This window comes from Acinetobacter bereziniae LMG 1003 = CIP 70.12 (assembly GCF_000368925.1).
In the GTDB taxonomy this organism is placed as follows: Bacteria; Pseudomonadota; Gammaproteobacteria; order Pseudomonadales; family Moraxellaceae; genus Acinetobacter; species Acinetobacter bereziniae.
Genome location: NZ_KB849756.1, coordinates 1357468 through 1383521, shown reverse-complemented (window position 1 = coordinate 1383521; position 26054 = coordinate 1357468). Strand labels below are relative to the sequence as shown.

Below are 26054 nucleotides of genomic sequence, written 5' to 3'. Positions count from 1 at the left end.
AAAAGTACAAAATAAATGAATCATCCAAATCACTTGTATGAATAATCAGGCGGTTTGGATGTATCATCTTTCATCAAGGATTTTTATCGAACTCAGGTTATATTTAAATCTTTTGAAAATAAGGTCAATTTAATTAGAAAGGAATAATCATGAAAAGAATATACGCGCTATTGACCCTCCTTGGAATCATTCTTCCATTCTCACAATTTATCCTGTGGTTAAATCAACATGGATTAAACTTAACCCTGTTTTTTCAGCAAATTATTGATAACCCAATCGCTGCATTTGCATGGCTAGATGTCATTGTCACCGTTGTGGTGATTGTCGTTATGGTGATACAGGATGGTCAACAACTGAAAATGAATAGATTATGGGTCCCTGTCATTGCTTCGCTGATGGGCGGAGCATCAGTCGGGCTGCCTTTATTTTTATATATGAAACAATGTCACCTTGAACAAAGAGCGGTATAAATCACAGCATTCTTGAAAATTTACATGGTATAAACAAGGCGCATTTACAGTCTTATATTTTGAGAAAAGTTTTCACTGATTTGCGTAGGCGAAGCGTTACTTTACTCAATCAATTTTTTTAACGCTCTTCTTGCACTGTAAACAAAATAGAGCCTTGTTTTTGCTCATATACTCCCACTCAACATGAAGACATTCATGTCGCTTCACGATCGCAATGTCAGGCAAGATTGGCTGATGAAAAAAAGCAAAGATATTCTATTGATATGAAGTGAATCATATTGATTGGTAGCATATAGGCTTGAGCCTTTTAACAGAGGCGTGGGATGGATTTGGTTTTTTATCGAATGACATTAAAATAAAAAGGCATCAACCATAATGGTGATGCCTTTTTATTTCAGTGAGTTTTAATCTATAAGAAAAAGCTTAAAGAATTTCAATCGCCACAGCGGTTGCTTCACCACCACCAATACACAATGCTGCAATACCTTTTTTGCCACCTGTACGTTTTAATGCATGGATCAACGTCAAGATAATGCGTGAGCCAGTTGAGCCTACAGGATGTCCTAATGCGCAGGCGCCACCATTGATGTTGACTTTTTCCGCATCTAATTTGAATTCATCGATTGGACACATAGTGACCATAGCAAAAGCTTCATTGATTTCCCATAAGTCGACATCTTGAGCATCCCAGCCTGTTTTATTTAAAACTTTTTGGATTGCACCTACAGGGGCAATGGTAAATTCAGATGGATGTTGAGAGTTTGAAGCATAAGCCACAATTTTTGCTAAAGGTTGCAGACCTTTTGCCTTTGCAACATCTGTAGAGGTTAAAACTAAAGCAGATGCACCATCCGAAATTGAGCTGGCATTTGCAGCCGTGATGGTTCCATCTTTAGCAAATGCTGGACGTAAGGTTGGAATTTTTTCAATATTGGCATTAAACGGTTGTTCATCTTGATCAATAACCACATCACCTTTACGACCTGAAACAGTCACAGGTACGATTTCGTCTTTAAACCAACCTTCAGTAATGGCTTTTTGAGCACGTTGTAAAGAACGAATGGCAAAGTCATCCATTTGTTGACGGCTATAACCTTTGCTATTCGCCATATCCTGTGCAAAAGATCCCATTAAGCGACCAGTTTCAGCATCTTCCAGTCCATCAAAGAACATATGGTCTTTGACTTCACCATGTCCCATACGATATCCACCACGGGCTTTCGGCAGTAGATATGGTGCGTTGGTCATCGACTCCATACCACCAGCAACAATGATCTCTGCAGAACCTGCTTTAATCGCATCAGCGGCTTGCATAACAGCTTTCATGCCTGAACCACATAGTTTATTGATTGTGACTGCACCTGTTGAATCAGGTAAGCCAGCTTTACGCATCGCTTGACGAGCAGGACCTTGTTTCAAACCAGCAGGGAGTACACAACCCATAATGACTTCTTCTACATCATTGGGTTGTAAACCAGCGCGCGCAATTGCTTCTTTAATGGTTATAGCACCTAATTCAGGCGCAGTGACATTGGCTAGGCTACCTTGAAAACCGCCCATTGCAGTACGTGCACCATTGACAATTACGATGTCAGTCATTGTTCTGATCTCCACATGATTCTTGTTAAATATATCCAAAACTTAAGCAGTATATAAAAAACAGCACAAGAATAAATGCTGAATATGCAATATATGTAGACGCTAGAGAACAGTTTTTAACATTTTTCAGTAGGCTCCTTATTTAAAGTCGCCATTCGTCCGATTTTATAGCGGGTATTGTTGTCAGTATCATGATGCCCACAATAGTAAAAACTGCCTGGTGAACCACGTGGTAGTCCGGTATCACCTTGAAGGGTCAAGACATCACGGCTACTGGCACTCCCAATCCAAGTCAAGGTTCCATATTTAATATTTTTTTCAGTTTTAAGGAGTATGAGCTCGCCATCGTCAATCTGCTTATTTTTATTACGATCTGTAAAAATAATTATGCCTTTATGCCACGTGTTTTTTTCACATTGGATCAAGCTTTCCGACGAACATATGACAACCGTTGTTCGTCGTGCCAATGCCTGACTTCTTGCATAAGAAACATGCTGTTGAATCATGGGATGAATCGATCGAAATTCTTGCTTTTGCATCCAATCATGATAAAAAGGCAAACTGATTAGGCAAATTATTGCAACGATAACAATTATGCTTATAAGCTCAAACAAAGAAAAACCTTGTTCTTTACAATAAAAATACATGTTTTAATCTTCTGTTAAGTATTGTTTTTTATTTGAAAAATAATGACTTGTCTATTAAATCTTATTGAAACGCTTTTGTAGTAAAATATTTATTACTATCACTTTCTTTTACTGCTAAAATACAGGTAGTAAAAAGATAAGCGATTCACGAAAAAAAATTGAGTAGAAAGTTACCGAATTACAACGGAAATTGTAAGTAATTTTGTCAATAATTTACTTGATTAAAGTTATCAAGCACTTGGAAAAAGCCTCAAGTGTTTGTATGATTCAACGTGAGTAGCTTAAAAATAATACTGGGGTATTAAAATTTATCTCAGGGTAGCCAATAAATTTTAGGCTAGGCTTGAACAACAATTGTTATCTCTGGAGGATATCCATGAAATTGAGTCGTATCGCACTTGCTATGCTTGTTGCTGCTCCACTCGCTGCTGCTAATGCTGGTGTAACTGTTACACCATTAATGCTTGGTTACACTTTCCAAGACTCTCAACACAACAACGGTGGTGACAAAGGCGAGTTAACTAACGGTCCTGAGTTACAAGACGATTTATTCGTTGGTGCTGCACTTGGTGTTGAACTTACTCCATGGTTAGGTTTCGAAGCTGAATATAACCAAGTTAAAGGTGATCTTGACGGTACTGGCGTTGCTGGTTCTGAATACAAGCAAACTCAAATCAACGGTAACTTCTATGCTACTTCTGATTTGATCACTAAAAACTATGACAGCAAAATCAAGCCATACGTATTGTTAGGTGCTGGTCATTACAAGTACAAACTTGATGACATGTCTTACCACAACAACGAAGAAGGTACTTTAGGTAACGCGGGTGTTGGTGCTTTCTGGCGCTTAAACGATGCTTTATCTCTTCGTACTGAAGCTCGTGGTACTTATAACTTTGACGAAAAATTCTGGAACTATACTGCTCTTGCAGGTCTTAACGTAGTTCTTGGTGGTCACTTGAAACCTGCTGCTCCTGTAGTAGAAGTTGCTCCAGTGGTTCCAGTTGCTCCAACTCCAGTAGAACCAGCTCCACAAGTTCTTACTGAAGATTTGAACATGGAACTTCGTGTGTTCTTTGATACAAACAAATCAAACATCAAAGATCAGTATAAACCAGAAGTTGCTAAAGTAGCTGATGCGTTGAATACATTCCCGAATGCGACTGCTCGTATTGAAGGTCACACAGATAACACTGGTCCACGTAAGTTAAACGAACGTTTATCTTTAGCTCGTGCTAACTCTGTTAAATCAGCGCTTGTAAGCGAGTACAACATTGATGCATCTCGTTTGTCTACTCAAGGTTTCGCTTGGGATCAACCGATTGCTGACAACAAAACTAAAGAAGGTCGTGCTATGAACCGTCGTGTATTCGCGACGATCACTGGTAGCCGTACTGTAACTAAATAATTAATTATTTAGTTAAAAAAAGGCGACTCAATTGAGTCGCTTTTTTATTGGAAATACATATAATTGATCAATATCTAAATAAAACTGAAGCAAAAATCAATAATTATAGGTTAGTCATGAAATACGTGATTCTAGGATTGATGTTGTTGAGTTTAATTGCTTGCACGTCTACGCCCATAAATAGCAATACTGTTTCCATCCAAAAACAATATCCAAACGAAGTAAAGTCTTTGAAACATGGGCTTTCTATATATTTTCAGCCGAAATCGACTGAAATCGATCCGCAATATCGCCCAGCTTTATCAGTTGCTGCACAGTTATTGCAAACCAATAAAAATTTTGTGCTTAATATCGAAGGACATACAGACAGTTCAGGCTCATTGGCTGCCAATAATAAAGTCTCATTGACACGTGCAAATATCGTCAAAGATTATTTAGTGAGTGAATATAAGGTTAATCCTGATCAATTGATTACTCTTGGTTTGGGTCCAACAAAGCCTATCGCAGATAATAAAACTGCGGAAGGTAAAGCAAAAAATAGACGGGTCACTGTTATTTTAAAAATTAAGTAAATTCACAATAGAACTCAATTTTTTTCTATACACGTTATAATGATTTACTCAGATTTTTTAAGTGTTTGGATTGTGAATGAGTCTACAACTTCCCGATGAATTACTGAATTTAGAAGCCAATGGCGGTATTTTTGCGGTCTGGATGCTGATGCAAAATTATGTTATCCAAGTTGATATTCAAACGCTCGTTCAGCTTTGCAAGCATGACTCTGAAGATGGAACATTTACAATAGGCTTGGCAGTTGGGCTTAAGAAATTAGGTTTTGATGTTGTATTTCATACAGCAGAAGATCCCAATATTCACTTCAAAGAAATTGAGCATTACACAGAGGCAAATCGTCTAGGTTTGGCTATTGAACAACCCTTAACTTATCAAGATATTCAAACCAACATTGAACAGGGTTATGCCATAGTTGTTTATTATGACACTTTAGAGGGGGTTGGTAATCATTCCTTGGTGTATTCAATTGATGATCAAGAAATATGTTTTTATGATAGCTTTGATCCAATGCAAAAAAATATTTTTGAACAACAACGCCAGGCTGAAGGTATTTGCCAACAGGTCATCGTCATTCGTGAATATTGTCCTAAGCTCCGATACAGTTAACTTTGCGTTCGATTTCCTCTTTGCAAATCGAAACTCACAAAAAGGAAGTGCTTAACTACAATTAAGACTTAGCCTTTAATACACAATACTTGTTTAAGGGTATGCACCACTTCAATCAAATCGCTTTGATTTGCCATAACTTGATGAATATCTTTATAGGCACTAGGGATTTCATCTACCACGCCTTTGTCTTTACGACACTCAACGCCAGCAGTTTGTGTGATTAGATCTTGCTGATTGAACAAATGTTTAGCTTTTGTTCGACTCATTTTCCGTCCTGCACCGTGTGAACATGAACAGAATGAATCTGGATTGCCTTTGCCTTTTACAATAAAGGATTGCGCGCCCATTGACCCCGGAATAATTCCGTATTCATCAAGCCCTGCACGAATTGCACCTTTGCGGGTAACAAAGACTTCTTCACCAAAGTGAAGCTCTTTTTGCACATAATTATGGTGGCAATTAATCGCTTCTTTGGTCATCTGAAAGCTGGGTAATAATGGACGAATGGCTTCCAAAATTAAACGCATCATTTCACGGCGATTTTCAAAAGCATATTCTTGTGCCCATTCAACAGCTTCAACATAATCATCAAAGTTGCTTGAACCTTCTGCAAAATAGCTCAAGTCTTTATCAGGCACATGACCAAAACGGTTTTGCGCTTCTTTTTTGGCACGTTCAATAAAATACGTACCAATCACATTGCCCAAACCACGACTGCCCGAATGTAGCATGACCCAAACATCATCATTTTCATCAAGGCAAAGTTCAATAAAGTGGTTTCCACCCCCTAAAGTTCCAAGTTGTTTCTGCCAAGTGACATCAAAACTACGTAACATACGTTTTAATGCTGGATGCTTGTCAGTAATTAACTTTAGTTTTTTATCTAAAGGTGAAAGTGTTGATGCTTTGGCTTTAATTTGCTTGTGTATTTCAAAGCCAACAGGAACTTTTCTTTCAATCGCGTTACGTAAACTACTCAAGTTGTCGGGAAGTTGAGCAGCTTTTAGACTTAATCTTAAAGCATTCATTCCACAACCAATATCCACACCCACAGCAGCAGGAATGATGGCATTTTTAGTCGGAATCACACTACCTACTGTAGCCCCTTTACCTAAATGTACATCAGGCATGACTGCAATATGCGAGTGAATAAATTGCAGCTGTGACATCTTTCGTAGCTGTGTCAGGCTTTCTTCATCTACATCCGTAGTATAAATTTTTACAGGAACGCCATATTCTGCTTTGGCGTTCAAAATCATTTGTATGCCCATTTTTTCATTCTCTAAGCAAATTATTTTTATTGTCCGAAAGTTTTAAATAAATATTACCCATCCATGACTTGGATTCAGTAGGCAATAAAAAACCTAGCGAATGCTAGGTTTGAAACTGACATTCGGACACTTTGATTAAATCAGTGTCCGTGAGTAGACGACGATTTAATCTTAATTCAATGTTTTCTCAAGTTGTTGCATGTCGTACTCCTGTTTATTTTTTGATTCGAAAATCAAAGACCAAAATTCTGTTTGGATATTATCCAATGGGCGCTATTCTATAAATAAAAAAAACTTTGTCAATCCATCCCGCCAATTTTTTTAGATTAAACAGGGTCCTTTAAGCTAAAAAATAATAAAGCAGCTCGAAAGCTGCTTTATCTAAATACGCTGATTTATTCTTTTTCCACTGAAATTGGACTGACATCCATTTTGTCATAAGGTACAAATTTAGTTTTATGCTTCCATTTATAACCAAGCCAAATCACAAGGAACAGCGGAATACTGATATAAGTGGACAGCACGCTCATCCATTTGCCTGCAAGAATAGCCTCTGAATTTTGTCCAAGAATAATAATGGCACAGAGAATAAATGCAAACCAAGGACCAAATGGGAAGAATTTTGCTCGATACGCTAAATCTTCCAGTTTGTGACCTTGTGCCAAATAGCCTTTACGGAAGCGATAATGCGAGACTGCAATACCTAACCACACGATAAAACCACACATTCCTGACATATTTAACAGCCACGTAAATACCACACTTTCACCAATAAAGGTGGTCAAGAAACACAGTGCTGCAATTGCAGTCGTGGCATAGAGTGCATTCATTGGCACGCCACGCAGATCGAGTTTAGCGAAAATTCGTGGTGCTTTTCCTTCACGAGCCATATCAAATAACATACGTGTTGATGAATACATGCCCGAATTACCCGCAGACATAATCGCAGTTAAAATCACCGCATTCATTAATCCTGCTGCAAAAGCTAATCCTGCTTTTTCGTACAATAAGGTAAATGGTGAAAGGGTAATATTACCGTCGCCTTCAGCGGCAAGAGCAAGATTTGGATCTGTATATGCCACCAAGGTACCGATGATAAAAATACATAAGATATAGAATAACAGAATTCGCCAAAAGATCTGTTTGATTGCAATCGGAATGGTTTTCTTTGGATCTTTAGATTCACCCGCAGCAACGCCTACCATTTCAGTTCCCTGAAATGAGAATCCTGCAATCATGGCAACACCGACCAAGGCTTGGAATCCACCCACGAAAGGTGCATCACCAATAGTCCAATTCTTTGTAATTGAATCTGTTGGATCTAACATGATTTTGCCAATCATGAATAAGCCAATCACAATAAAGAACAGGATGGCAATGACTTTGACCAAGGAGAATAAGAATTCACTTTCACCAAAGCCTTTGACGGTTAATGCATTGATAAAGAAGATAATGGCGAGAAAGATTGCACTCCACCAGAATCCAGGAATATCGGGAAACCAAAACTTCATAATGAACTGAACTGCAACCAGCTCAAAAGCAACAGTAATTGCCCAGTTATACCAATAGTTCCAACCCAGAGCGAATCCAAAGCCTTCTTCTACATATTTATTACCATAGGTAAAAAATGCACCTGAAGTTGGATTGTGGGTTGCCAATTCACCCAAACTGGTCATTAAGAAATAAATCATAATACCAATCAGTACATAGGCAAGTAGTGCTCCACCTGGACCTGCTGTGGCAATGGTTTGACCAGAAGCAAGAAATAATCCTGTACCGATAGAACCGCCAATCGCGATCATGTTTAAATGTCGTGCTCCAAGCTTACGCTGGAGTTGTGGATGATCTGTTTCGCTCATCGTTATTCCTTACTGCTTTTTTGAGTATTGGCGAATAGCACTTTAAAGCCTTGTTGATCGGCTTTTGTAATGCATTGACCAAAGCTCTGCTCAATGAGTAATGGGTAATTTAGGAAGCGGTTTGCCACAATCCATAATTCACCGCCTGATTTTAAATGTCGTTTTGCAGTTTTACATAATGTTTCACTGGCATTGTAGTCGGTTTGAATACCTTGGTGAAACGGTGGATTGCTGACGATGGCATGTAAAAACAATGGCGCATCCTCAATTCCAGTCACTGCTTTTATTTCGAGTTGTTCTAAAGGTAGATGATTCTTTTCAAACGTCATTTGTGTTGAAGCTAAAGCAAAAGCATCAACATCTAAAGCAAAAATACGATTTTTAGGATTGAGTTTTGAGAGAAATGCGCTGATGACCCCCGCACCACATCCAAAGTCAGCAATTTTTCCTGAAGTGACTTGTTTCAAATAAGGCAATAGTACAGCAGTTCCAATATCTAATCGATTTTGACTAAATACACCAGGTAGGGCACAAATGCGAAGATCACCTGAAGGCGTGCTGACATTGTATTCTTGCGCCCATTGTGCGAGCGGTTTCGGAGTCACGGTTTTATCAGTCGTCAATTGCCACATTTGGCAATGACGTGCGCTGTCTAATTTTATGGCTTGACCATAAGGCAATAATTGTTTTGCAGCACGTTCAACACCGCCTTTCTTTTCTCCAACCAAAAAAATTGAAGCGCCGATTGCTAAACGAGCAACCAACTGATGCAGAACATAATTGAGTAATTCTTTGGATTTTGGGACAAAAACGATAGCTTGATCAAAATCAGCCTCTGCCATGTCTGTTCCAAAATGCACGTTGGCTTGTTGGTTTTGGAAATATTGGAACTCATTGTAATTCCAAGTCCAAACACTTGCCTCGATGTCATGAGCTAAATTTGAAAGTAGATCATCCGTTGGTGCATTGACCAATAAAACACGTCCAGAGAGATAGTCATGCTGTCGAATGACAACTTCACTTCTTGGCTCCATATTCACCATCCATCATTAAAATTGAACAATAATGCCCAGTCTAGGCTGGGCATTATAAAGAATTGATTCGTTATTTTTTAGTTTCAGGCAAAACTAAATTTAAAATTAAGGCAGCTAGTCCGCCTGTCGCAACACCAGAACTAAAGATATTGCGTGGTAATTCTGGTAAATGTTCTAAAATTTGAGGAACTTGGGCAACACCTAAGCCAAGTGCAAGTGAAATTGCAATAATCAACAAGGCACGACGGTCAAGTTGAATTCCCGATAAAATGTTAATTCCCGATGCTGCTACAGCACCAAACATCACCATGACTGCACCACCAAGAACGGCTTGAGGCACAGCTTGGATGATTCCAGCAACAGCTGGAAATAATCCAAGAATGATGAGCATTATCGCAATCCAAATACCGACAAATCGACTCGCAACACCTGTCAATTGAATCACACCATTATTTTGGGCAAAAACAGAACTTGGAAAGGTATTGAACAGCCCTGCAAGAAATGAGTTTGCACCATTGACCAATACACCACCTTTGATTCGCTCCATCCAAACAGGACCATCAACAGGTTGGTTTGAGATTTTTGAGGTCGCAGTCACGTCACCAATTGCTTCTAGAGAGGTCACAAGGTAGATGAATGCCATTGGAATAAACAAACTCCAAGAGAAACTAATTCCAAAGTGCATAGGTGTTGGGATTTGAATTAATGGGGCATCTTTTAAGCCTGAAAAATTTAAATAGCCCATAAAGCCTGCAAGAATATATCCAATCACTAAGGCGATTAAAATTGCAGAACTCTTAATCCAAACCACTTTAAATCGATTGAGTAAGATGATAATCGCCAATACTGTACATGACATAATTAGATTGTCTGTACTGGCAAAAGTATGGTTATCCATCGCTTGTTTGCCACCCCCCATACTGATAAGACCTTCTTTAACTAGGGTCAATCCAATCAGCAATACCACGATTCCTGTCACCAATGGTGTAATGAGTTTTTTCACCCAAGGTAAAATGCGTGATACACCCATTTCAATAAATGAACCTGCGATCACCACACCAAAAATAGAAGCCATGACTGCTTCAACAGGAGTACCCGCTGCTACCATTGCAGAACCAATCCCAATCATTGGTCCAATAAAGTTAAAGCTTGTACCCTGTACGATCAATAGACCTGCACCAAAAGGTCCAATTTTTTTGCATTGTAAAAAAGTAGCTACCCCTGAAATCACCAAAGACATCGATAAAATCATGTTGGTGTCTTGAGGCGATACGCCTAGTGCTAAACAAATGAGTAAACCCGGGGTCACAATTGGAACGATAATCGCCAATAAGTGTTGTAAAGCAGCAAAAAATGCGATAAGTGGTTTTGGACGATCATTTAAACCATAAATAAGATCGATTTGACCCTGTTTTTGATCGGAAGAGGTATGAGAATCAGACATGGTACAGAAAGAGGAAGCTGCGAGATGGCGCTATTCTAATCGCTTTACACACTATTACAAAATAAAAAGCCAGCAGTTGTGAAAAAAACTTGTAACTGTCAATAAACTGTCACTACTAAAAGTTATCTTTTTTCTGTATAATTTGCCCTCAAATTTAAAGCGTATCGAATTTACATGTCTGATATTAAAACTCTCCGTAATATTGCCATCATCGCGCACGTCGACCATGGTAAAACGACTCTAGTAGATAAACTTTTACAACAATCAGGTGCACTCGGTGACCGCGCGGGTGAGATTGAGCGTGTTATGGATTCGAATGCGCTTGAGTCTGAACGTGGTATTACCATTCTTGCAAAAAACACTGCAATCAAATGGTTAGACAAACGTACAAACACTGAATACCGCATTAACATCGTCGACACCCCGGGACATGCTGACTTCGGTGGTGAAGTTGAACGTGTAATGTCTATGGTTGACTGTGTACTTCTTTTGGTTGATTCACAAGAAGGTCCAATGCCTCAAACTCGCTTTGTAACTCAAAAAGCGTTTGCGCGTGGTTTGAAGCCAATCGTGATCATCAACAAAGTAGACAAGCCAAGCGCTCGTCCAGACTGGGTGATCGATCAAGTATTCGATTTGTTTGATAACTTAGGCGGTAGCGACGAACAATTAGATTTCCCAGTTGTTTATGCTTCTGGTCTTCGTGGTGTTGCTGGTCCATCTCCAGAAGAACTTGCTGAAGATATGACCCCGTTGTTCGAAACAATCGTAGATATTGTTGAACCACCTTCAGTTGATGTTGATGGTCCATTCCAAATGCAGATTTCTTCACTTGACTATAATAGTTTTGTGGGTGTAATCGGTGTGGGTCGTATTCAACGTGGTTCAGTAAAAACCAATACACCAGTGACTGTGATCGATAAAGATGGCAAGACACGTAATGGTCGTATCTTAAAAATTATGGGTTATCATGGTCTTGAGCGTGTAGATGTAGATTCAGCTCAGGCAGGTGATATCGTATGTATCACTGGTTTAGATGCATTAAACATTTCTGACACGATCTGTGATCCTAAAAATGTTGAAGCTTTACCTGCATTGTCTGTAGATGAACCTACAGTTTCGATGACTTTCCAAGTAAACAACTCACCGTTTGCGGGTAAAGAAGGTAAATTTGTAACTTCACGTAATATCCGTGAACGTTTGGATCGTGAATTGATTCATAACGTTGCTTTACGTGTAGAAGATACTGACAGTCCAGACCGTTTCAAAGTATCTGGTCGTGGTGAACTTCATCTTTCAGTATTGATTGAAACAATGCGTCGTGAAGGCTTCGAGATGGGTGTTTCTCGTCCGCAAGTGATCATGAAAGAAGTTGATGGCGAAATGCAAGAGCCATACGAAAACGTAACATTTGATGTTGAAGAACAGCATCAAGGTTCTGTTATGGAGCAAATGGGTAACCGTAAAGGTGAGTTGACCAATATGGAAGTTGACGGCAAAGGTCGTATCCGTATTGAAGCAACTGTTCCATCTCGTGGTTTGATTGGTTTCCGTTCTGAATTCTTAACCATTACTTCTGGTACTGGTATCATGACTTCAAGCTTCTCGCATTATGGTCCTGCGAAACAGGGTGCAGTTGCGAAACGTCAAAATGGTGTGTTGATCTCTATGGTTAACGGTACTTGCTTAGCGTTTGCATTGTTCACTTTACAAGACCGTGGTCGTCTGTTTGCTGAACCACAGTTAGAAGTGTATGAAGGTATGATCGTAGGTATGAACTCTCGTTCAGACGACATGACTGTGAACCCAACTAAAGCGAAACAGTTAACTAACATGCGTGCATCTGGTACAGATGAAGCATTAACGTTGACACCTGCTATTAAATTCACGCTTGAACAAGCATTAGAATTTATTGAAGATGACGAATTAGTTGAAGTTACACCTAAATCTGTTCGTATTCGTAAAAAATTCTTAACTGAAAATGAACGTAAACGTGCTTCTCGTGGCTAAGTGTTTTAACTAGGAATAATTTCATTTCTAGCAAAAAAACCGCAATTTTTTAATAAATTGCGGTTTTTTTATATAAATGTAAAAGGCTTTTGGTTTTTAACAAAAAACGAGTAAATTAAGCGGAAATGTACATGGAAACATAATGTATACTTCGTCACATAAAAAATACCTAAAATTGGCTTGGAGTTAAAATATGAGTATTCTTTCAGAATTCAGAGAGTTCGCCATTAAAGGCAACATGATGGATATGGCAATTGGTGTCATCATCGGTGGGGCATTTGGTAAAATTATTGACTCATTGGTCAAAGACGTGATCATGCCATTGATCTCTGTAATCACAGGGGGCGGTGTAGATTTCACACAAAAATTTATTGTATTGGGGGACAACCCGAATAATTTAACTTCATTGGATGCTTTACAAAAAGCAGGTGTGAATGTTTTAACCTATGGTAACTTCATCACGATCTTCTTAAACTTCCTGATTTTGGCTTGGGTTGTATTTCTGTTGGTTAAATTCCTTAATAAAATCCGTAAACCTGCTGAAGCTGCACCTGCTGCAACACCTGAAGATATTGAATTACTCCGTGAAATTCGTGATGAATTGAAGAAACGTCCGCAAGCCTAATAAATTGGATTGAAGTTGCAGGATTATATTTTTAAGTGGTTTTAGAAATATAAAATGATTGTAAAGAAACGAATTGAAACGGTACGATTAAGTACCGTTTTTTATGCGAGAACATAAAAGGATGATGGCTATGGTAAAAAAAAGCATAGGGATAGTGATCACACTCATGGCTTTATCCGCTTGTTCTGAGCATCCAAAAGAACAACAGGCGGTAGAAAAGGCTCAGGCTGAACGTGCAGATCAAGCCCAAGCTGCAAGTGGTTTGACATTTAGCGATATGCCGAATGAACAGACCACGTATGCCACCATTGAAACAGATTCAACAGATGAAAATGAAGCACTGTTACTTGCTTTGGAAACACGGTTGTTAAAGGCTAATTTTGAATTTATTGAAAAAGACAGTGGATCATCATGGTCGGAAAATGATTGTACGCTCAACAAAGTCATACAAGTAAAAGGCGAAGGAATTCGTTCATATAAAGCCGTCAGTAAAGAAAAATTAGGTGATGATCAACAGTATCGTCCAGATTTTGTCTTGTTGGTGTTTAGTTTTAAAGATGAAGCGACAGCTGAACAAAGTTTTAAAATGCTGGAATCAGCCGTTAATTCGGCAGGAGGTTACTGCAATGGTAAATCGCCTGAAAATATTGTCAGAAATGGCAATGAAATTTTTTACTTTACGACCAGAGCAGAGATGTTTAGGACGTATATTGATGATTATGCGAAGTTTGTCCATGAGTTTAAACCTGAACAAAGTGATTCAAATATATAAAAGAGTTTAAATTCATGAGAACAGCTCAGATTTTTATTTTTTTGGCGAGTTTTCTAATCTATGGATGCCAAGCCCATGTTAAAGTTGATGAAAATTTTATTAAGCAGTTCAGCCCAGAAATACGCCCTCAAGTAACCTCGATGTGTGAACAATATGATTCTAATGATCAGGTTCAAGGAGTTTATTTTAGTCACTACGCATTTGGTTTATATACCTTTATTGGAATTAAAAACAACAGATTTGAAATATTAAGCTTTGATGATGTCAAGTATTCTTCTATGGATCAAGTTTCAAATATTGAATTGCAAACAGGTCAATATATAAAACGAAATGACCAAATCATTTTAAAAACGGAAAAAATGACTAAGTCAGACCCCTTGGCAAACCAAAGTGCAGATTTTGAAAACTTTATTTATTTGCGAAACTCTCAAAGTGCATTTCTAATTAAAGATATTGAGGATGTAGCCAGTTCAATGTCATGGTCACAAACGATGGGAAGTGCGCGTTCGCAATTTAAGAAGATTCATTGTCATATTCAGGATTATCATCATTATAAAGGTGATGAAGAACCATCACCATCTTATCAAGCATTGCCTAAACGCTTTAAAGCACTTGTGTTTGATCAACCTTTGCATTTGACAGTAAAGTCTGCGGAAGACATTTCAAAGTCATTAGAGCGAAATGATGATTCCGAAACAGTTATAGAGCAAACAGTTCAAATTCTAAGTGGCAATACTCAGAAGTTATTTATAAACCAGCCAATCTGTATTATTCAAGGGCAAGGTAAAGGATTGTATGGATATATCAATCAACCGAGTCAGCCCCTTACTACAGCATGGATGAGTTTTGAGCAAGGTGCAAGTACGGGAATTGCCAGACAAGGCGATATCATTTCAACTTCATACCAAGAATGTAAATCTTTAAACTAAAAATCCATACGAAATTTAATTTCAACCAAATGAAAACCAAATTGACTTTTTACAGGTCCATGTAGGATATGTTCAGCCGCAGTAAATACCAATTTATCAATCACAGGAACAAGCTGTCCTTTTTTCACTTCACCCAGTTCACCACCACGTTTAGCTGAATTACACGTTGAATGTTGTTTCGCAATTTTGGCAAAATCAGCGCCATCATGGATCTTCTTCTTGAGCTGCTCTGCAAGATCTTTGTCTTTGACGAGAATATGTCGAACGATTGCAGTTTTCATTTACTTTTTCCTCGTATCTTTTTAGGTGTATCTTTGATTCGCTTAAGTGGTTGGCATTGGGGGCAAAAAACACTGGCTCTTTGTCCAAGTTTTAGATTTTCCAAAGTCGTTTCACAGTTGATACACATTTCACCTGCGCGACCATATGCCAACAAAGTTTGTTGAAAATAGCCATTTTCACCCATCGCATTGCTATAATCTCGTAAAGTTGACCCACCCAAATCAATTGCTTGCTTTAGGATTCGTTTAATTTCAATCACCAAATTTTGAACTTGTAGCTTTGATAAGCTTGACGCAGGTTGGGCAGGGTGAATACCCAAATTAAATAAGCTTTCAGTTGCATAGATATTTCCTACACCAACGACAATATGGTTATCCATGATTGCAACTTTTGTGCCGACATTTTTATTTTTTAATTTTTCAAACAAATATTCAGCATTAAATTCATCACTTAAGGGTTCAGGACCTAAAGTATCAATAAGTTTGCTTTGGCTTTGTTCATTCAGCCAAATAATGCAGCCAAATCGGCGTGGATCATGATAGCGTAATTGCATATCTTCAAATTGAATGATGAGGTGATCATGCTTTCTCATTTCATCTGACTCATCACAAATTCTAAAGCTGCCTGACATCCCTAAATGCCAGAGCATTGTATGACGTTCGAACTCAGCCAAAATATATTTGGAACGACGAGTTAAACCAATGAGTTTTTGACCTTGAAGTTGCTGAATATCTTCGGGAATTGGCCAACGTAAGCGAGATTCACGGACTTGGACATACATCACTTTCTGATTGATTAAGGGAACTAAGCTGGTTTTAGTTGTTTCAACTTCAGGTAATTCAGGCATGCATGTGTCGTATTGGGATAAGAGCTCATTATTGTATGCAAGAATGGGACGGCTTTAAAGTGCGATACTGTTAGTCCTACGACTTTAGGTTGAAGCCATAAGATAAATCGCAGAATGACTCGTTAGCGTGTTTGATAAGCTTTTGTTAATTAAAATAAAGTTTATTGATAAAATAAAGTTTTCCGATTGATAAAAAATATCTGATAGTTATATGTAAAAAAATGTGTAAATTTCTAGTAAATAATCTCTATAAATAATTTGGATTCTCCATAGTATTTTAGGCGTGATTGTGATTTTAAAATATGATTTTTATATTAATTTTATAAGGATCAAAAGTTTGAAATTAACAAAATTATCTGTATTCATTCTGCTCCAAATTAGGCTGCCCCATGAAAAAAATTGCTTATCCTTTATTGGCAATCTCTACTTTTACCATGATGTCTGTTGCATCGGCTGAAGATGCTTTTGACCTGCATGGATCAACCATGACAGGGGACTGGAATGGTACACGTACTGAGTGGGCTGAAAAAGGGATCAAATTCGATGGTACGATTGCCATGGATGGTTCATATCTTGCTGATGGTGGTTATGATGCACATCAAGCACCAACCTTTGCAACCCAGTTTGGTCTTGGAACTACTTTGGATATGGCGAAATTAGCAGGTTGGAGTGATGTTACGATTCGTGCTTTAGTCACCGCACGCCAAGGGGAAAGCACATCATTAAGAGGGATTCAGGCACCTGATGCACCACAATGGGCGAACTCTCAAGCCAATTGGGGGCGAGGTAATTCAGGAAGTCGTTTGAGTGAACTCTATATTGAAAAAAACTTTAAAGAACAAGGGCTCAGTATTCGTGTAGGTCGAATGGGTTTGGGGACTGAATTTAATACCATGGCTTGTGATTTCCAAGGCAATGCATTCTGTGCTGCACAAATGGGGAAATGGCAAGGTAAGCTTTGGTATAACACACCCGTTTCACAATGGGGCGGACGTTTGAAGTATCAAATCAATCCTGAGTTATTCGCACAAGTGGGCGTTTTTGAATACAACCCAGACAATGCTTTGGAGCGTCTAGGCTGGAACTTGGATACCAAACATGCTGATGGTGTAAATATTCTTTCTGAAGTGGTGTGGTCACCAAAGCAAGGTTTCAATGCTTTACCAGGCAGTTATCGCTTTGGTACGCTTTACAATACTGCTGACGAGGCAAAAAATCAGTACGATGTGGCTTATAAAGCAGCAACTAAGGCTGAAGATCGTACATATGGCGGCTGGATTGCCTTTGAACAGCAATTGACCTCAGTAGGTGAGGGCAAACGAGGTCTACATAGCTTTGGTAATTTTACTGTACATGATCGGACGACAACAGCGGTAAGTGATTCACAACAACTGGGTTTAAAGTACTATGGACTATTTAAAAGCCAACCCAACGATATTCTAGGCTTAGCCGTCAATAGAGTACATTTGAACGATCGTTATACGGATTATGTGAATAATAGTCGCTTAGGCACAAATTTAAGACAGCTGAATGAAGATGCAGAGTATAATGTTGAGTTAAATTACTCATATTACCCTGCCAAATGGTTCATGCTTCGTCCTTTAGTGCAGTATGTGGTGCATCCTGGTGCAACCAATCAGGTCGACAATGCATTGGTCATTGGCTTGGGGTCTAAAATTATTTTCTAAAATTATTTTCTGCAATCACCCGAGGAAACCTAGATGCAAAGAGTGAAACATTTAAAAATTAATACCACACTACTTTGTTTAACAGTCTGTATTTCCCAGAACATCTATGCTGAATCGGAATCTCAGGATTCCACTCAGCAACTCCCCACCATTAAAGTTGAAGCAACACGCTCAGACACGAGCATACTCAATACGCCTGCATCTGTTTATCGTATAGACCAACAGCAAAATCAAAATAATATGGGAGTGAACCTCACTGAAACTCTCAAAGGCATTCCGGGCTTACAGCTCAATAACCGTGAAAATTATGCGCAAGATTTACAACTGTCCATGCGTGGCTTCGGTGCACGTTCAACCTTTGGTGTCCGTGGTATCCGTTTGTATGTGGATGGTATTCCTGCAACCATGCCCGATGGACAAGGTCAGACGTCAAATATTGATTTAAGCAGTTTGGATCATATTGAAGTACTGGGTGGACCTTTTTCATCACTCTATGGAAATTCATCAGGTGGGACGATTCTAACCACGACCAAAGAGGGAACAGGGCGCGATTCGATTGAGTTAGGATACTCAGGTGGAAGTAACAATAAAGGGCGTGCTGATATTGTTTTACAAGGTGGTGCCGATAAAGCCAATGAGCCAAGTTATGTGATTAGTTCTTCGTATTTTGATACTGATGGCTATCGTGATCATAGTGCAGCAAGAAAAACCTTGAGTAATGCTAAACTCACTTGGGATTTGGATGACGGCTCAAAAATTAATTGGATCACCAACTATGTAAATATTCATGCGGATGATCCACAAGGTCTCAGTCGGGATCAATGGAAGCAAAACCCTAAACAAGTGAATGATAGTAAGAATATCTATAATGTGCGCAAAGATATTAATCAGACACAAACAGGTGTTAATTGGACCAAACCCATCAACGACCAAAATGAAATTTATTCAATGGCTTATTTAGGTCATCGAGAGGTCACACAATATCAATCTATTCCGAATACTGCTCAAAAGAATCCTCGCCATGCAGGTGGTGTTATTGATTTCTCTAGAGATTTTTATGGTGCAGATTTACGTTGGACAGGTAAAGAGCTTTTGCCGAACACGCGTATCAGTGCAGGGCTTGCTTATGATGCCATGAATGAAGATCGCCAAGGATATGAGAATTTTGATGCCAATGGTCAATATGGAGTAAAAGGTAAGCTACGCCGTGATGAACGAAATACTTTATGGAATTTAGATCCGTATCTTCAGGTGTCTTGGCAATTTTTACCAACTGTACGGCTAGATACAGGATTGCGTTATAGCAATGTCCATTATGAATCTAAAGATCATTACATCACAAGCTCTAATGGCAACGATAGTGGGCAAACAGATTATAACAAATTACTTCCATCAGCTGCTTTGACATGGGAAATTACGCCTGAGATTAGCAGTTATATCAGCTATGCCAAAGGATTTGAAACACCAACTTTCACTGAAATGGCTTATCCAACCAGTGGAACTTCAGGGATAAACTTTGCACTGAAACCTTCGACCAGTGATAACTATGAACTGGGTTTAAAGGCACAAAATCAATTGGGTAATTTCACGGCTGCAGTTTTTCAAAGCAATACACGAGATGATATTGTTTCTGCCGGTTCTGTGGATGGTCGAGCGACCTATCAAAATGCAGACAAGACATTGCGTCAGGGCGTTGAATTGTCTTGGAATAAAAAACTATGGAAAGATATTACTGCACAAGCCAGTTATAGCTTCCTAGATGCAACATTTGATGCCGATATCCCAAATACAGATCCGAAAAAAGTCATCCAAAGTGGAAACTACATTCCCGGTATTGCTAAAAATCAAGCCTTTATTGGACTTGGTTGGCTTCCAGAAAGTGGTTTAAATGCTGGGGTCGATGTTCGTTATATGGATAAAATCTATGTTGACGATCTCAATACAGATACTGCACCAAGTTATACAGTCACCAGCCTAAATGTCGGTTATATCTGGAAAAACAAAGATTGGAAAGTCCGTAGTTTTGCTCGAGTCGATAATTTATTCGACAAAAACTATGTGGGTTCAGTCATTGTGAATGATGGTAATGGGCGATTCTTTGAACCTGCAGATGGTATTAACTGGAGTGCCGGTTTGAGTGTCACCAAACAATTTTAATTCGCTGGGAAAGTAATTTATGTCTGCTCAACCGAAGTTATTTGAATCCATTCAATTTGGCTCGCTCGCATTGAGCAATAAAATAATTATTGCACCAATGTGTCAATATTCTGCAACTGATCAAGGTGAAATCACGTATTGGCACGAACAGCAATGGGCAAATTATGCTTTGTCAGGTGCAAGCTTGTGTATTGTTGAAGCGACTGCGGTTCAAGCAGAAGGACGTATCAGCTATGCAGACCTTGGTTTGTGGAATGATACACAACGAGATCAAATAAAGGCTTTATTGAATAAAGTAAAAACGATAGCGCCAACGCCTTTTGGCGTACAACTTGCACATGCAGGACGTAAAGCCTCAACGGATAAACCATGGTTGGGGAAAGGGCAAATTGCAGCAGATCATGCGCATGGTTGGCAGACAGTTTCTGCCAGTGATATTGCATTCAACATTGAAGATGTTGCACCACATGCATTAACGCTTGATGAAATACAAGTCATCATTGATGATTTTGCACAGGCTGCAATCCGTGCTGTTGAGGCAGGTTTTTCATTGATTGAAATCCACGCAGCCCATGGCTATTTGCTACATCAATTTATGTCACCATTGTCGAATTATCGTACGGATCAATATGGTGGTAGTTTTGAAAATCGTATTCGCTTAACTTTAGAGGTTTTTCAAGCCATTCGAAATGCAGTGCCTGCCAATTATCCTATAGGTGTACGCCTTTCAGCAACGGACTGGATGGATGCTGAAAATGGTTGGAACATTGAGTCGAGTATTGGTTTATCAAAAGCCTTGGCACAGTTGGGGGCGGTCTATATCCATGTATCCTCAGGTGGCTTACATGCTCAACAAAACATCAAGATTGGTGCAAACTATCAAGTGCCATTTGCCAATGCAATTAAACAACAAGTGAATATTCCAGTAATTGCTGTCGGGTTGATTACCGAGGCTGAACAGGCTGAACAGATTCTTCAGCAGGGTGAGGCAGATGCAATTGCATTGGCAAGAGCAATCTTGTATGCCCCACGTTGGCCATGGCATGCTGCAGCGAAACTGGGCGCTCACATTTCGATTGCACCTCAGTATTTACGTTGTCAGCCTCATGGAATAAAGGATTTGTTTTCAGCATACTGATGACATTACAGTTTTGTGTAATCTATTATTCTTTTAAAGTATTTATATTCATCAAAGATATATTCTAGGATATATCTTTATTTACAAGTTCTGGAAAAGGAACGGTTTAAATGATTTTTTCGGTAATTTTTCCAGTATTTTTCTTGTTATTTCTGGGTTTTATCTCTGTCAAAATCCAATTAATAAATAAAGCACAGATCATAGCCTTGAGCGCTTTTGTGATCAAAATCGCTTTGCCTGCTTTGCTCCTTCATGCCTTAGCTTCAAAAGATCTGCATGAGATTTGGTATCCAGCATATTTTTTCGTTTATGCAAGTGTCACTTTTGCCTTATTTATTCTGGCTTTCTTCATAGGGCAGAAAATTTTTAAAAATCATTTTACCCATGCCTCAGTATTTTCATTGGGGGCTTCCATGTCCAATACAGGACTATTGGGTGCTGCAATTTTAACTTTGCTCATGGGCAGTGAGGCCATGATTTATATCTCTTTGGTGGTCATCATCGAAAGTGTTTTTCTTGTGCCGTTAATGTTAACTTTGGCTGAAATTGGACGCCAACGACAAGCCAATTTAGTCGCTATCTTAAAAATAACTTTTATAACCTTACTAAAAAATCCGCTATTTCTATCGGTAATGATTGGCATGAGTTGCGCAGTTTTCAATATACAGATTCCACATCTGTTGGATTCCGTTTTTGCTATGCTTGGGCAAACAGCTTCGCCACTGGCACTCTTTATTATTGGCGGGGGAATGGTGGGGCTCACTATTCAATCCTTTAATCTGCAAACCATTTATCTTGTGGTCTCAAAAAATATTTGTATGCCGATCTTGGTCTATTTGGGCTTTACCCATTTTACGGACTTAGATCAAAAAATGATTTATGCAGGTACATTAATTGCAGCTTTGCCGATGCCTTCGATCTTTGGAATTTTTGGACAGATTTATGGTTTGAATGAAAAAGCACTGACACCGTTGATGATCAGTACATTTTTGAGTTTTATGATTGTGAGTGTTTTGATCGGTGTATGGTGGTAAAGCACACATAAGCGTGTGCTTTACCCTTTGGCAGATTATTTTTTCGGAGCAGCAGCTTTTGCTGGCGCTTTAGCTTTCTCAGCAATTAACTTATTGACCACTTCTAGGGATTCTTTCGCTTTAGGCACATTATTTTTTGCTAACTCAGCGAAAATCTTTTGCGCTTCAGGTAAGTTTTGATCAATGATATTGCCGTTGGTCAGCATATTTCCTACAGCCATTAATGCAGGAATATAGCCTTTCTTGGCTAAGTTTTGAATTTCATTGAGACCTTGATTCACCGTGGCTGCATTTTTCTTTTTTAAACCATCTGTAATGTCATAGAGGGCTTTGGCATGAATCGCAGGTGCAAAATCTTTTTTCACTAAAGGATCAAGTTTTTGTAAACCCAACTTGTCTGATGCAGGCGTACCCTCTGCAAATAATAAAACAGCCAATTCTACAGTCGCGTCATCAAAACCTTGAGATGATGATTTCTCTAAGTATTCACGAACTTTCTTTTCATCTTTGCTTAAACCTAACTGTCCTACAGCATAGCTTTGAGCCAACACATAACTTGCAACTGGATAGCCTTTTGCTGAAGCATCCTGATAATATTTCAATGCTTTTTTATCATCTTTGGCAGTACCTTGCCCAGTTTGGGTTAAATAGCCTAAGTTATATAAGGCTTGCGCATTGCCTGTTTTAGCGAGGCGATCTAATTCTTGATAGGCTGCTGGGTAATTTTTTGCTTGAATGAGTTCTTGTGCCTTCGCAAAAGCAGGATCAACATTCGTTTTAGGTGCATCAGCAGCAAATGCTGAAATACAAGATAAACTTAGAAGTGCTGCAATAAGTGTTTTTTTCATTTTGAAACGGTACCTGATTTTAATTTCAACATAATTCCATTTATGGTGTCAGAATGGATTGATGACATTTTTAATCATAATTTGAAAATTAATAATGTAAACATACCAATTGTATTTGTTGGTGCATTTATGTTTTAGATTTTTTGTAGATAAGCATAAATTAAGCATGTTTTAAAGTTATTCTTGCAGAAGAAATGAAAATCATTGCTTCTGCTTTTCGAAAAAATTATTTAACTGCTTTTAACAATAACTCAATTTCACCTGCATCACGTGCACCTGAAATACGTGTTCCATCTTGTAAGAAGAAAGTTGGCGTACCATCTACATTAAGCGTTTTAGCCAAAGCGATATTCTTTTCTACAGGGGTGGTGCAAGATTTGGTTGAACTTGGTTGTTTTTTATCAAGGGTATAATCTTGCCATGCTTGGTATGGGTTTTTAGCGCACCAAATTTGTTGTGAGACATTTTCAGCGTTAGGATGTAAACGTGTGATTGGGTATAAGAATAAATAAATCGTCACGTTGTCGACATTTTTTAATTCTTTTTCAAGATGTTGGCAATAAGGACAATCGGGATCACTAAACACATAAATGGTGCGTTCACCTTTGCCTTTGACATGCTTAATGGCTTGTTTTAAAGGTAATGCTTTGACATCAATACTTTTTAAAACCTGTTCACGTTCAGCAGTTAAATTCTTTTGTTCTTTTAAATCAATCAAATTACCGACAAAGAAATATTTCGCTTCTTCATTGGTATAGACAATACGCCCCCCCATATAAACTTCATAAACATCTTTGATCGGCGAGTTCTGTACCGATTTCACTTCAATTTCAGGATATTTAGTTTTTAAGTTTTGTTCTAATGTTTTGATGTCCGCATGTGCCGAAGTAAAGCTAAAAATACTTAAACTGAGAAGAGATAACCAAATTTTCATGATAAAACTCGAAATAATAATATCGATATTGTGCACTCAATGGTACTCAAAAATATATTGAGATCATGTAATTGAGATTAAAAAATCTCACTCAAACCTGTTGTTCATTTTTTCAAAATGCTGTGAATACCATGTTGTGCCAATTGCTGTTGTAATTGTTCAATATACTGATTTAATTCTGCTTGAGAATCTACATTTAAACTCAACTTTGAACTAAAGTTGAAGCTCATTGAACGTTTGCCATTGCGTTGTACAATTCGGAAATGACCAATACAGCCTTTTGCATGTGTTGTTCTGTTTATACTAAATTCCACCTGTTGAATCTGCGCTATAGGATAAGCAGTCAGCATCAAATTGCTGACAATCAATTTATGATTTCGAATATAAAATGGGGCAAAATTTAAATTAAACCTTTTAAATAACCAAATCAAAGCACTGAAAATAACAACAAAGATGAGGGGAGCAACAAAACCCCAATATTTGTCCGAGCTGTTCTCTGTCTTCGCCTCAACCAAAGTTGTGTGTTTGGCTTCAACCATCTTCTGTTCATCAATCCACTGACGAATATCGTCTGTACGTGGTTGAGTTTTTAGTAAACTTTGAATGGTTTGCGGGTCACGAATATGATAAACCGTGGCTCGAATCAGTTGGCTGTCACCAAGCTGGTCAAAATAATAAAAAGCATTGCCATTTTTCCATACGCTACCGCTGTTGTAATTCACATTTCCCAGTTGTTGCCAAGTCGAAACCTGTGGCTCATCTAATTTTAAAATACGGGTTACTCTGGAGGAAGATGAACCTTTGCTACTTCGATATTCACGGGCTTGTAAGTAGAGAAGTTGCTGACCATTCGAAAAAATTGCAGGCGCAATTTCTTTAAAGGATTGCCCTAAAAATGGATTATCCCCAGCACGTACCATTTTTTCTTTATTTACATCAAAATAATAGATGCCAGTGTCGTTATAAAATAACGCATGATTGCTGTGGTCACCATATTTGCTGAGCAGATGATAAGGTGCAAATTGTGGATCAAAAGCAAATTGATTGACATAAACCATGCCATCAATCGGATTGAATAAATAGCTTTGATTGTTAGAGTTCTCTATATCAAGGGTATAAAGCTTTTCATTGTCCTTTAAGCTAAGTCGTGTGTTGTTGAAGTATACGTTCGTACCATCTGCCCTAAAAATATGATTTTCTTCGCCAGAGACGAAGCGTAATTGATGAGAGTGAGCATCTGGAAGTAATTTTCCACGATAATAGGTCAATATTCCGTTACTGGCTGTATCAATGTCTGCATTGACTAAATAAGGTTGATCACCCTGTTCCAGTTTAAAATAAGGATAAAGATAACTTTGTGGTTTTGAACCAATGCCAAAATTTTGTAGTATGATTTGAAAAACTTCTTGAATCACAGATAAATTTTCATTTCGCTCAGTCATCGGTGAACAATACCAAGTCTCTTTTCCATCTGTGAAATAACTGTTGCCGATAGTCTTCAGTTTTTGCGGTTGTACACCTTTTAAAAGGATGTTGCCACAGTAGACATTTTTTTGATCTGCGCCAAGTTGTCGATATTGGTAATGGTCATTTGGCAAATAAAATGTTTTCGCATCTGCTTCGGGAATGAGGTAGTCGCCATTACTCGGTACTGAAGCATAAATTTGGTTGTTATATTTTTCAAATACTCCCATTTTCTCGCTGGTTGCACCAAAAGGTATGGTATTTGAGTCTGGACCTGAACATCTAAATAAAAAGCTCAAGCTCAACAGAAGCCCAAAAGCTGTTAAGAGGAGAGTAATGGTTCGAAGGATAGAAAAAACATTGAATGGATTCTGCATTATTCGCTTTATTTTTTAATTGTGATCAGTCCTCA

Annotated in this window: 23 protein-coding genes; 12 read left to right on the top strand and 11 right to left on the bottom strand. The window is 38.5% G+C overall.

The genetic code is table 11. The features are described 5' to 3' along the window. Window positions 1-149 precede the first annotated feature (149 nt). Window positions 150-470, top strand: coding sequence for a DUF2834 domain-containing protein (locus tag F938_RS16330; protein WP_005033541.1), 321 nt, complete (start codon window positions 150-152; stop codon window positions 468-470). A gap of 423 nt (window positions 471-893) precedes the next feature. On the opposite strand, the gene F938_RS16325 is transcribed toward F938_RS16330, so the two are convergent. Beyond that, the gene (locus tag F938_RS16325) at window positions 894-2069 is read right to left on the bottom strand and encodes a thiolase family protein (protein ID WP_005033539.1); all 1176 of its coding nucleotides are present in this window, start codon (window positions 2067-2069) and stop codon (window positions 894-896) included. A gap of 116 nt (window positions 2070-2185) precedes the next feature. Next, window positions 2186-2608, bottom strand: a complete 423-nt coding sequence (locus tag F938_RS16320) for a GspH/FimT family protein (RefSeq protein WP_227549134.1) — start codon at window positions 2606-2608, stop codon at window positions 2186-2188. Between the two features lie 484 nt (window positions 2609-3092). On the opposite strand from F938_RS16320, the gene omp38 reads away from it, so the two are divergent. The 3 genes from omp38 (at window position 3093) to F938_RS16305 (ending at window position 5303) form a co-directional block, all read left to right on the top strand. Then, the gene (gene omp38 / locus F938_RS16315; RefSeq protein WP_004829936.1) at window positions 3093-4124 is read left to right on the top strand and encodes an outer membrane protein Omp38; all 1032 of its coding nucleotides are present in this window, start codon (window positions 3093-3095) and stop codon (window positions 4122-4124) included. A gap of 116 nt (window positions 4125-4240) precedes the next feature. After that, on the top strand, window positions 4241-4696 hold the full coding sequence (locus F938_RS16310) for an OmpA family protein (RefSeq protein ID WP_005033535.1): 456 nt from the start codon (window positions 4241-4243) through the stop codon (window positions 4694-4696). A 76-nt stretch (window positions 4697-4772) separates the two neighbouring features. Then, window positions 4773-5303, top strand: a complete 531-nt coding sequence (locus F938_RS16305) for a hypothetical protein (protein WP_005033532.1) — start codon at window positions 4773-4775, stop codon at window positions 5301-5303. A gap of 68 nt (window positions 5304-5371) precedes the next feature. Here F938_RS16305 and F938_RS16300 read toward each other — a convergent pair whose 3' ends face one another. The 4 genes from F938_RS16300 to F938_RS16285 form a co-directional block, all read right to left on the bottom strand. Then, window positions 5372-6577 carry an RtcB family protein gene (locus F938_RS16300; RefSeq protein ID WP_005033529.1) on the bottom strand — a complete coding sequence of 402 codons (1206 nt, stop codon included), beginning with the start codon at window positions 6575-6577 and terminating at the stop codon, window positions 5372-5374. Between the two features lie 395 nt (window positions 6578-6972). Next, window positions 6973-8436: an amino acid permease gene (locus F938_RS16295; protein WP_004829930.1), complete on the bottom strand. Its 1464-nt coding sequence runs from the start codon at window positions 8434-8436 to the stop codon at window positions 6973-6975. Window positions 8437-8438: 2 nt separating this feature from the next. Further along, the gene (locus F938_RS16290) at window positions 8439-9470 is read right to left on the bottom strand and encodes a class I SAM-dependent methyltransferase (RefSeq protein WP_005033525.1); all 1032 of its coding nucleotides are present in this window, start codon (window positions 9468-9470) and stop codon (window positions 8439-8441) included. 70 nt (window positions 9471-9540) lie between these two features. Further along, entirely contained in the window at window positions 9541-10914 is a 1374-nt protein-coding gene (locus tag F938_RS16285; protein WP_005033523.1) for a uracil-xanthine permease family protein, read from the bottom strand. 174 nt (window positions 10915-11088) lie between these two features. Here F938_RS16285 and typA point away from each other — a divergent pair, with 174 nt between their 5' ends. From typA to F938_RS16265, 4 genes are all read left to right on the top strand, one after another. Continuing rightward, on the top strand, window positions 11089-12924 hold the full coding sequence (typA, locus tag F938_RS16280; protein WP_004829923.1) for a translational GTPase TypA: 1836 nt from the start codon (window positions 11089-11091) through the stop codon (window positions 12922-12924). A gap of 193 nt (window positions 12925-13117) precedes the next feature. Next, window positions 13118-13549 carry a large conductance mechanosensitive channel protein MscL gene (gene mscL / locus F938_RS16275; protein ID WP_004829921.1) on the top strand — a complete coding sequence of 144 codons (432 nt, stop codon included), beginning with the start codon at window positions 13118-13120 and terminating at the stop codon, window positions 13547-13549. A 130-nt stretch (window positions 13550-13679) separates the two neighbouring features. Then, complete coding sequence (locus tag F938_RS16270; RefSeq protein WP_005033520.1) at window positions 13680-14321, top strand: hypothetical protein; 642 nt, start codon at window positions 13680-13682, stop codon at window positions 14319-14321. Between the two features lie 14 nt (window positions 14322-14335). Then, a complete protein-coding gene (locus F938_RS16265) occupies window positions 14336-15250 on the top strand; it encodes a hypothetical protein (protein WP_005033517.1) in 915 nt (304 codons plus the stop codon). Here F938_RS16265 and F938_RS16260 read toward each other — a convergent pair. Further along, the gene (locus F938_RS16260; protein ID WP_005033515.1) at window positions 15247-15531 is read right to left on the bottom strand and encodes a peptidylprolyl isomerase; all 285 of its coding nucleotides are present in this window, start codon (window positions 15529-15531) and stop codon (window positions 15247-15249) included. The genes F938_RS16265 and F938_RS16260 overlap by 4 nt on opposite strands. Continuing rightward, window positions 15528-16379, bottom strand: coding sequence for a bifunctional DNA-formamidopyrimidine glycosylase/DNA-(apurinic or apyrimidinic site) lyase (gene mutM / locus F938_RS16255; RefSeq protein ID WP_005033513.1), 852 nt, complete (start codon window positions 16377-16379; stop codon window positions 15528-15530). The genes F938_RS16260 and mutM overlap by 4 nt, the downstream gene beginning before the upstream one ends. Window positions 16380-16768: 389 nt before the next feature. On the opposite strand from mutM, the gene F938_RS16250 reads away from it, so the two are divergent. From F938_RS16250 to F938_RS16235, 4 genes are all read left to right on the top strand, one after another. Beyond that, window positions 16769-18067, top strand: coding sequence for a carbohydrate porin (locus F938_RS16250; RefSeq protein WP_005033510.1), 1299 nt, complete (start codon window positions 16769-16771; stop codon window positions 18065-18067). Between the two features lie 33 nt (window positions 18068-18100). Further along, window positions 18101-20224, top strand: a complete 2124-nt coding sequence (locus F938_RS16245) for a TonB-dependent receptor (RefSeq protein WP_005033507.1) — start codon at window positions 18101-18103, stop codon at window positions 20222-20224. 19 nt (window positions 20225-20243) lie between these two features. Next, entirely contained in the window at window positions 20244-21362 is a 1119-nt protein-coding gene (locus tag F938_RS16240; protein ID WP_005033504.1) for an NADH:flavin oxidoreductase/NADH oxidase, read from the top strand. Between the two features lie 110 nt (window positions 21363-21472). Then, window positions 21473-22396 carry an AEC family transporter gene (locus tag F938_RS16235; protein ID WP_005033502.1) on the top strand — a complete coding sequence of 308 codons (924 nt, stop codon included), beginning with the start codon at window positions 21473-21475 and terminating at the stop codon, window positions 22394-22396. Window positions 22397-22431: 35 nt separating this feature from the next. Here the strand turns inward: F938_RS16235 and F938_RS16230 are convergent, their stop codons facing one another. The 3 genes from F938_RS16230 to F938_RS16220 all read right to left on the bottom strand — a co-directional run bounded on the left by F938_RS16230 (window position 22432) and on the right by F938_RS16220 (window position 25941). Then, on the bottom strand, window positions 22432-23244 hold the full coding sequence (locus F938_RS16230) for a tetratricopeptide repeat protein (RefSeq protein WP_004829908.1): 813 nt from the start codon (window positions 23242-23244) through the stop codon (window positions 22432-22434). A gap of 226 nt (window positions 23245-23470) precedes the next feature. Continuing rightward, complete coding sequence (locus tag F938_RS16225; RefSeq protein WP_005033500.1) at window positions 23471-24178, bottom strand: DsbC family protein; 708 nt, start codon at window positions 24176-24178, stop codon at window positions 23471-23473. 104 nt (window positions 24179-24282) lie between these two features. After that, the gene (locus tag F938_RS16220; RefSeq protein WP_227567136.1) at window positions 24283-25941 is read right to left on the bottom strand and encodes a DKNYY domain-containing protein; all 1659 of its coding nucleotides are present in this window, start codon (window positions 25939-25941) and stop codon (window positions 24283-24285) included. Window positions 25942-26054 lie beyond the last annotated feature (113 nt).

Bases quoted from the DNA above. Each gene is read 5' to 3' on its own strand.
- F938_RS16330 (WP_005033541.1), top strand. From the start codon at position 150: ATGAAAAGAATATACGCGCTATTGACCCTCCTTGGAATCATTCTTCCA.
- F938_RS16325 (WP_005033539.1), bottom strand. From the start codon at position 2,069: ATGACTGACATCGTAATTGTCAATGGTGCACGTACTGCAATGGGCGGT.
- F938_RS16320 (WP_227549134.1), bottom strand. From the start codon at position 2,608: ATGCAAAAGCAAGAATTTCGATCGATTCATCCCATGATTCAACAGCAT.
- omp38 (WP_004829936.1), top strand. From the start codon at position 3,093: ATGAAATTGAGTCGTATCGCACTTGCTATGCTTGTTGCTGCTCCACTC.
- F938_RS16310 (WP_005033535.1), top strand. From the start codon at position 4,241: ATGAAATACGTGATTCTAGGATTGATGTTGTTGAGTTTAATTGCTTGC.
- F938_RS16305 (WP_005033532.1), top strand. From the start codon at position 4,773: ATGAGTCTACAACTTCCCGATGAATTACTGAATTTAGAAGCCAATGGC.
- F938_RS16300 (WP_005033529.1), bottom strand. From the start codon at position 6,577: ATGGGCATACAAATGATTTTGAACGCCAAAGCAGAATATGGCGTTCCT.
- F938_RS16295 (WP_004829930.1), bottom strand. From the start codon at position 8,436: ATGAGCGAAACAGATCATCCACAACTCCAGCGTAAGCTTGGAGCACGA.
- F938_RS16290 (WP_005033525.1), bottom strand. From the start codon at position 9,470: ATGGAGCCAAGAAGTGAAGTTGTCATTCGACAGCATGACTATCTCTCT.
- F938_RS16285 (WP_005033523.1), bottom strand. From the start codon at position 10,914: ATGTCTGATTCTCATACCTCTTCCGATCAAAAACAGGGTCAAATCGAT.
- typA (WP_004829923.1), top strand. From the start codon at position 11,089: ATGTCTGATATTAAAACTCTCCGTAATATTGCCATCATCGCGCACGTC.
- mscL (WP_004829921.1), top strand. From the start codon at position 13,118: ATGAGTATTCTTTCAGAATTCAGAGAGTTCGCCATTAAAGGCAACATG.
- F938_RS16270 (WP_005033520.1), top strand. From the start codon at position 13,680: ATGGTAAAAAAAAGCATAGGGATAGTGATCACACTCATGGCTTTATCC.
- F938_RS16265 (WP_005033517.1), top strand. From the start codon at position 14,336: ATGAGAACAGCTCAGATTTTTATTTTTTTGGCGAGTTTTCTAATCTAT.
- F938_RS16260 (WP_005033515.1), bottom strand. From the start codon at position 15,531: ATGAAAACTGCAATCGTTCGACATATTCTCGTCAAAGACAAAGATCTT.
- mutM (WP_005033513.1), bottom strand. From the start codon at position 16,379: ATGCCTGAATTACCTGAAGTTGAAACAACTAAAACCAGCTTAGTTCCC.
- F938_RS16250 (WP_005033510.1), top strand. From the start codon at position 16,769: ATGAAAAAAATTGCTTATCCTTTATTGGCAATCTCTACTTTTACCATG.
- F938_RS16245 (WP_005033507.1), top strand. From the start codon at position 18,101: ATGCAAAGAGTGAAACATTTAAAAATTAATACCACACTACTTTGTTTA.
- F938_RS16240 (WP_005033504.1), top strand. From the start codon at position 20,244: ATGTCTGCTCAACCGAAGTTATTTGAATCCATTCAATTTGGCTCGCTC.
- F938_RS16235 (WP_005033502.1), top strand. From the start codon at position 21,473: ATGATTTTTTCGGTAATTTTTCCAGTATTTTTCTTGTTATTTCTGGGT.
- F938_RS16230 (WP_004829908.1), bottom strand. From the start codon at position 23,244: ATGAAAAAAACACTTATTGCAGCACTTCTAAGTTTATCTTGTATTTCA.
- F938_RS16225 (WP_005033500.1), bottom strand. From the start codon at position 24,178: ATGAAAATTTGGTTATCTCTTCTCAGTTTAAGTATTTTTAGCTTTACT.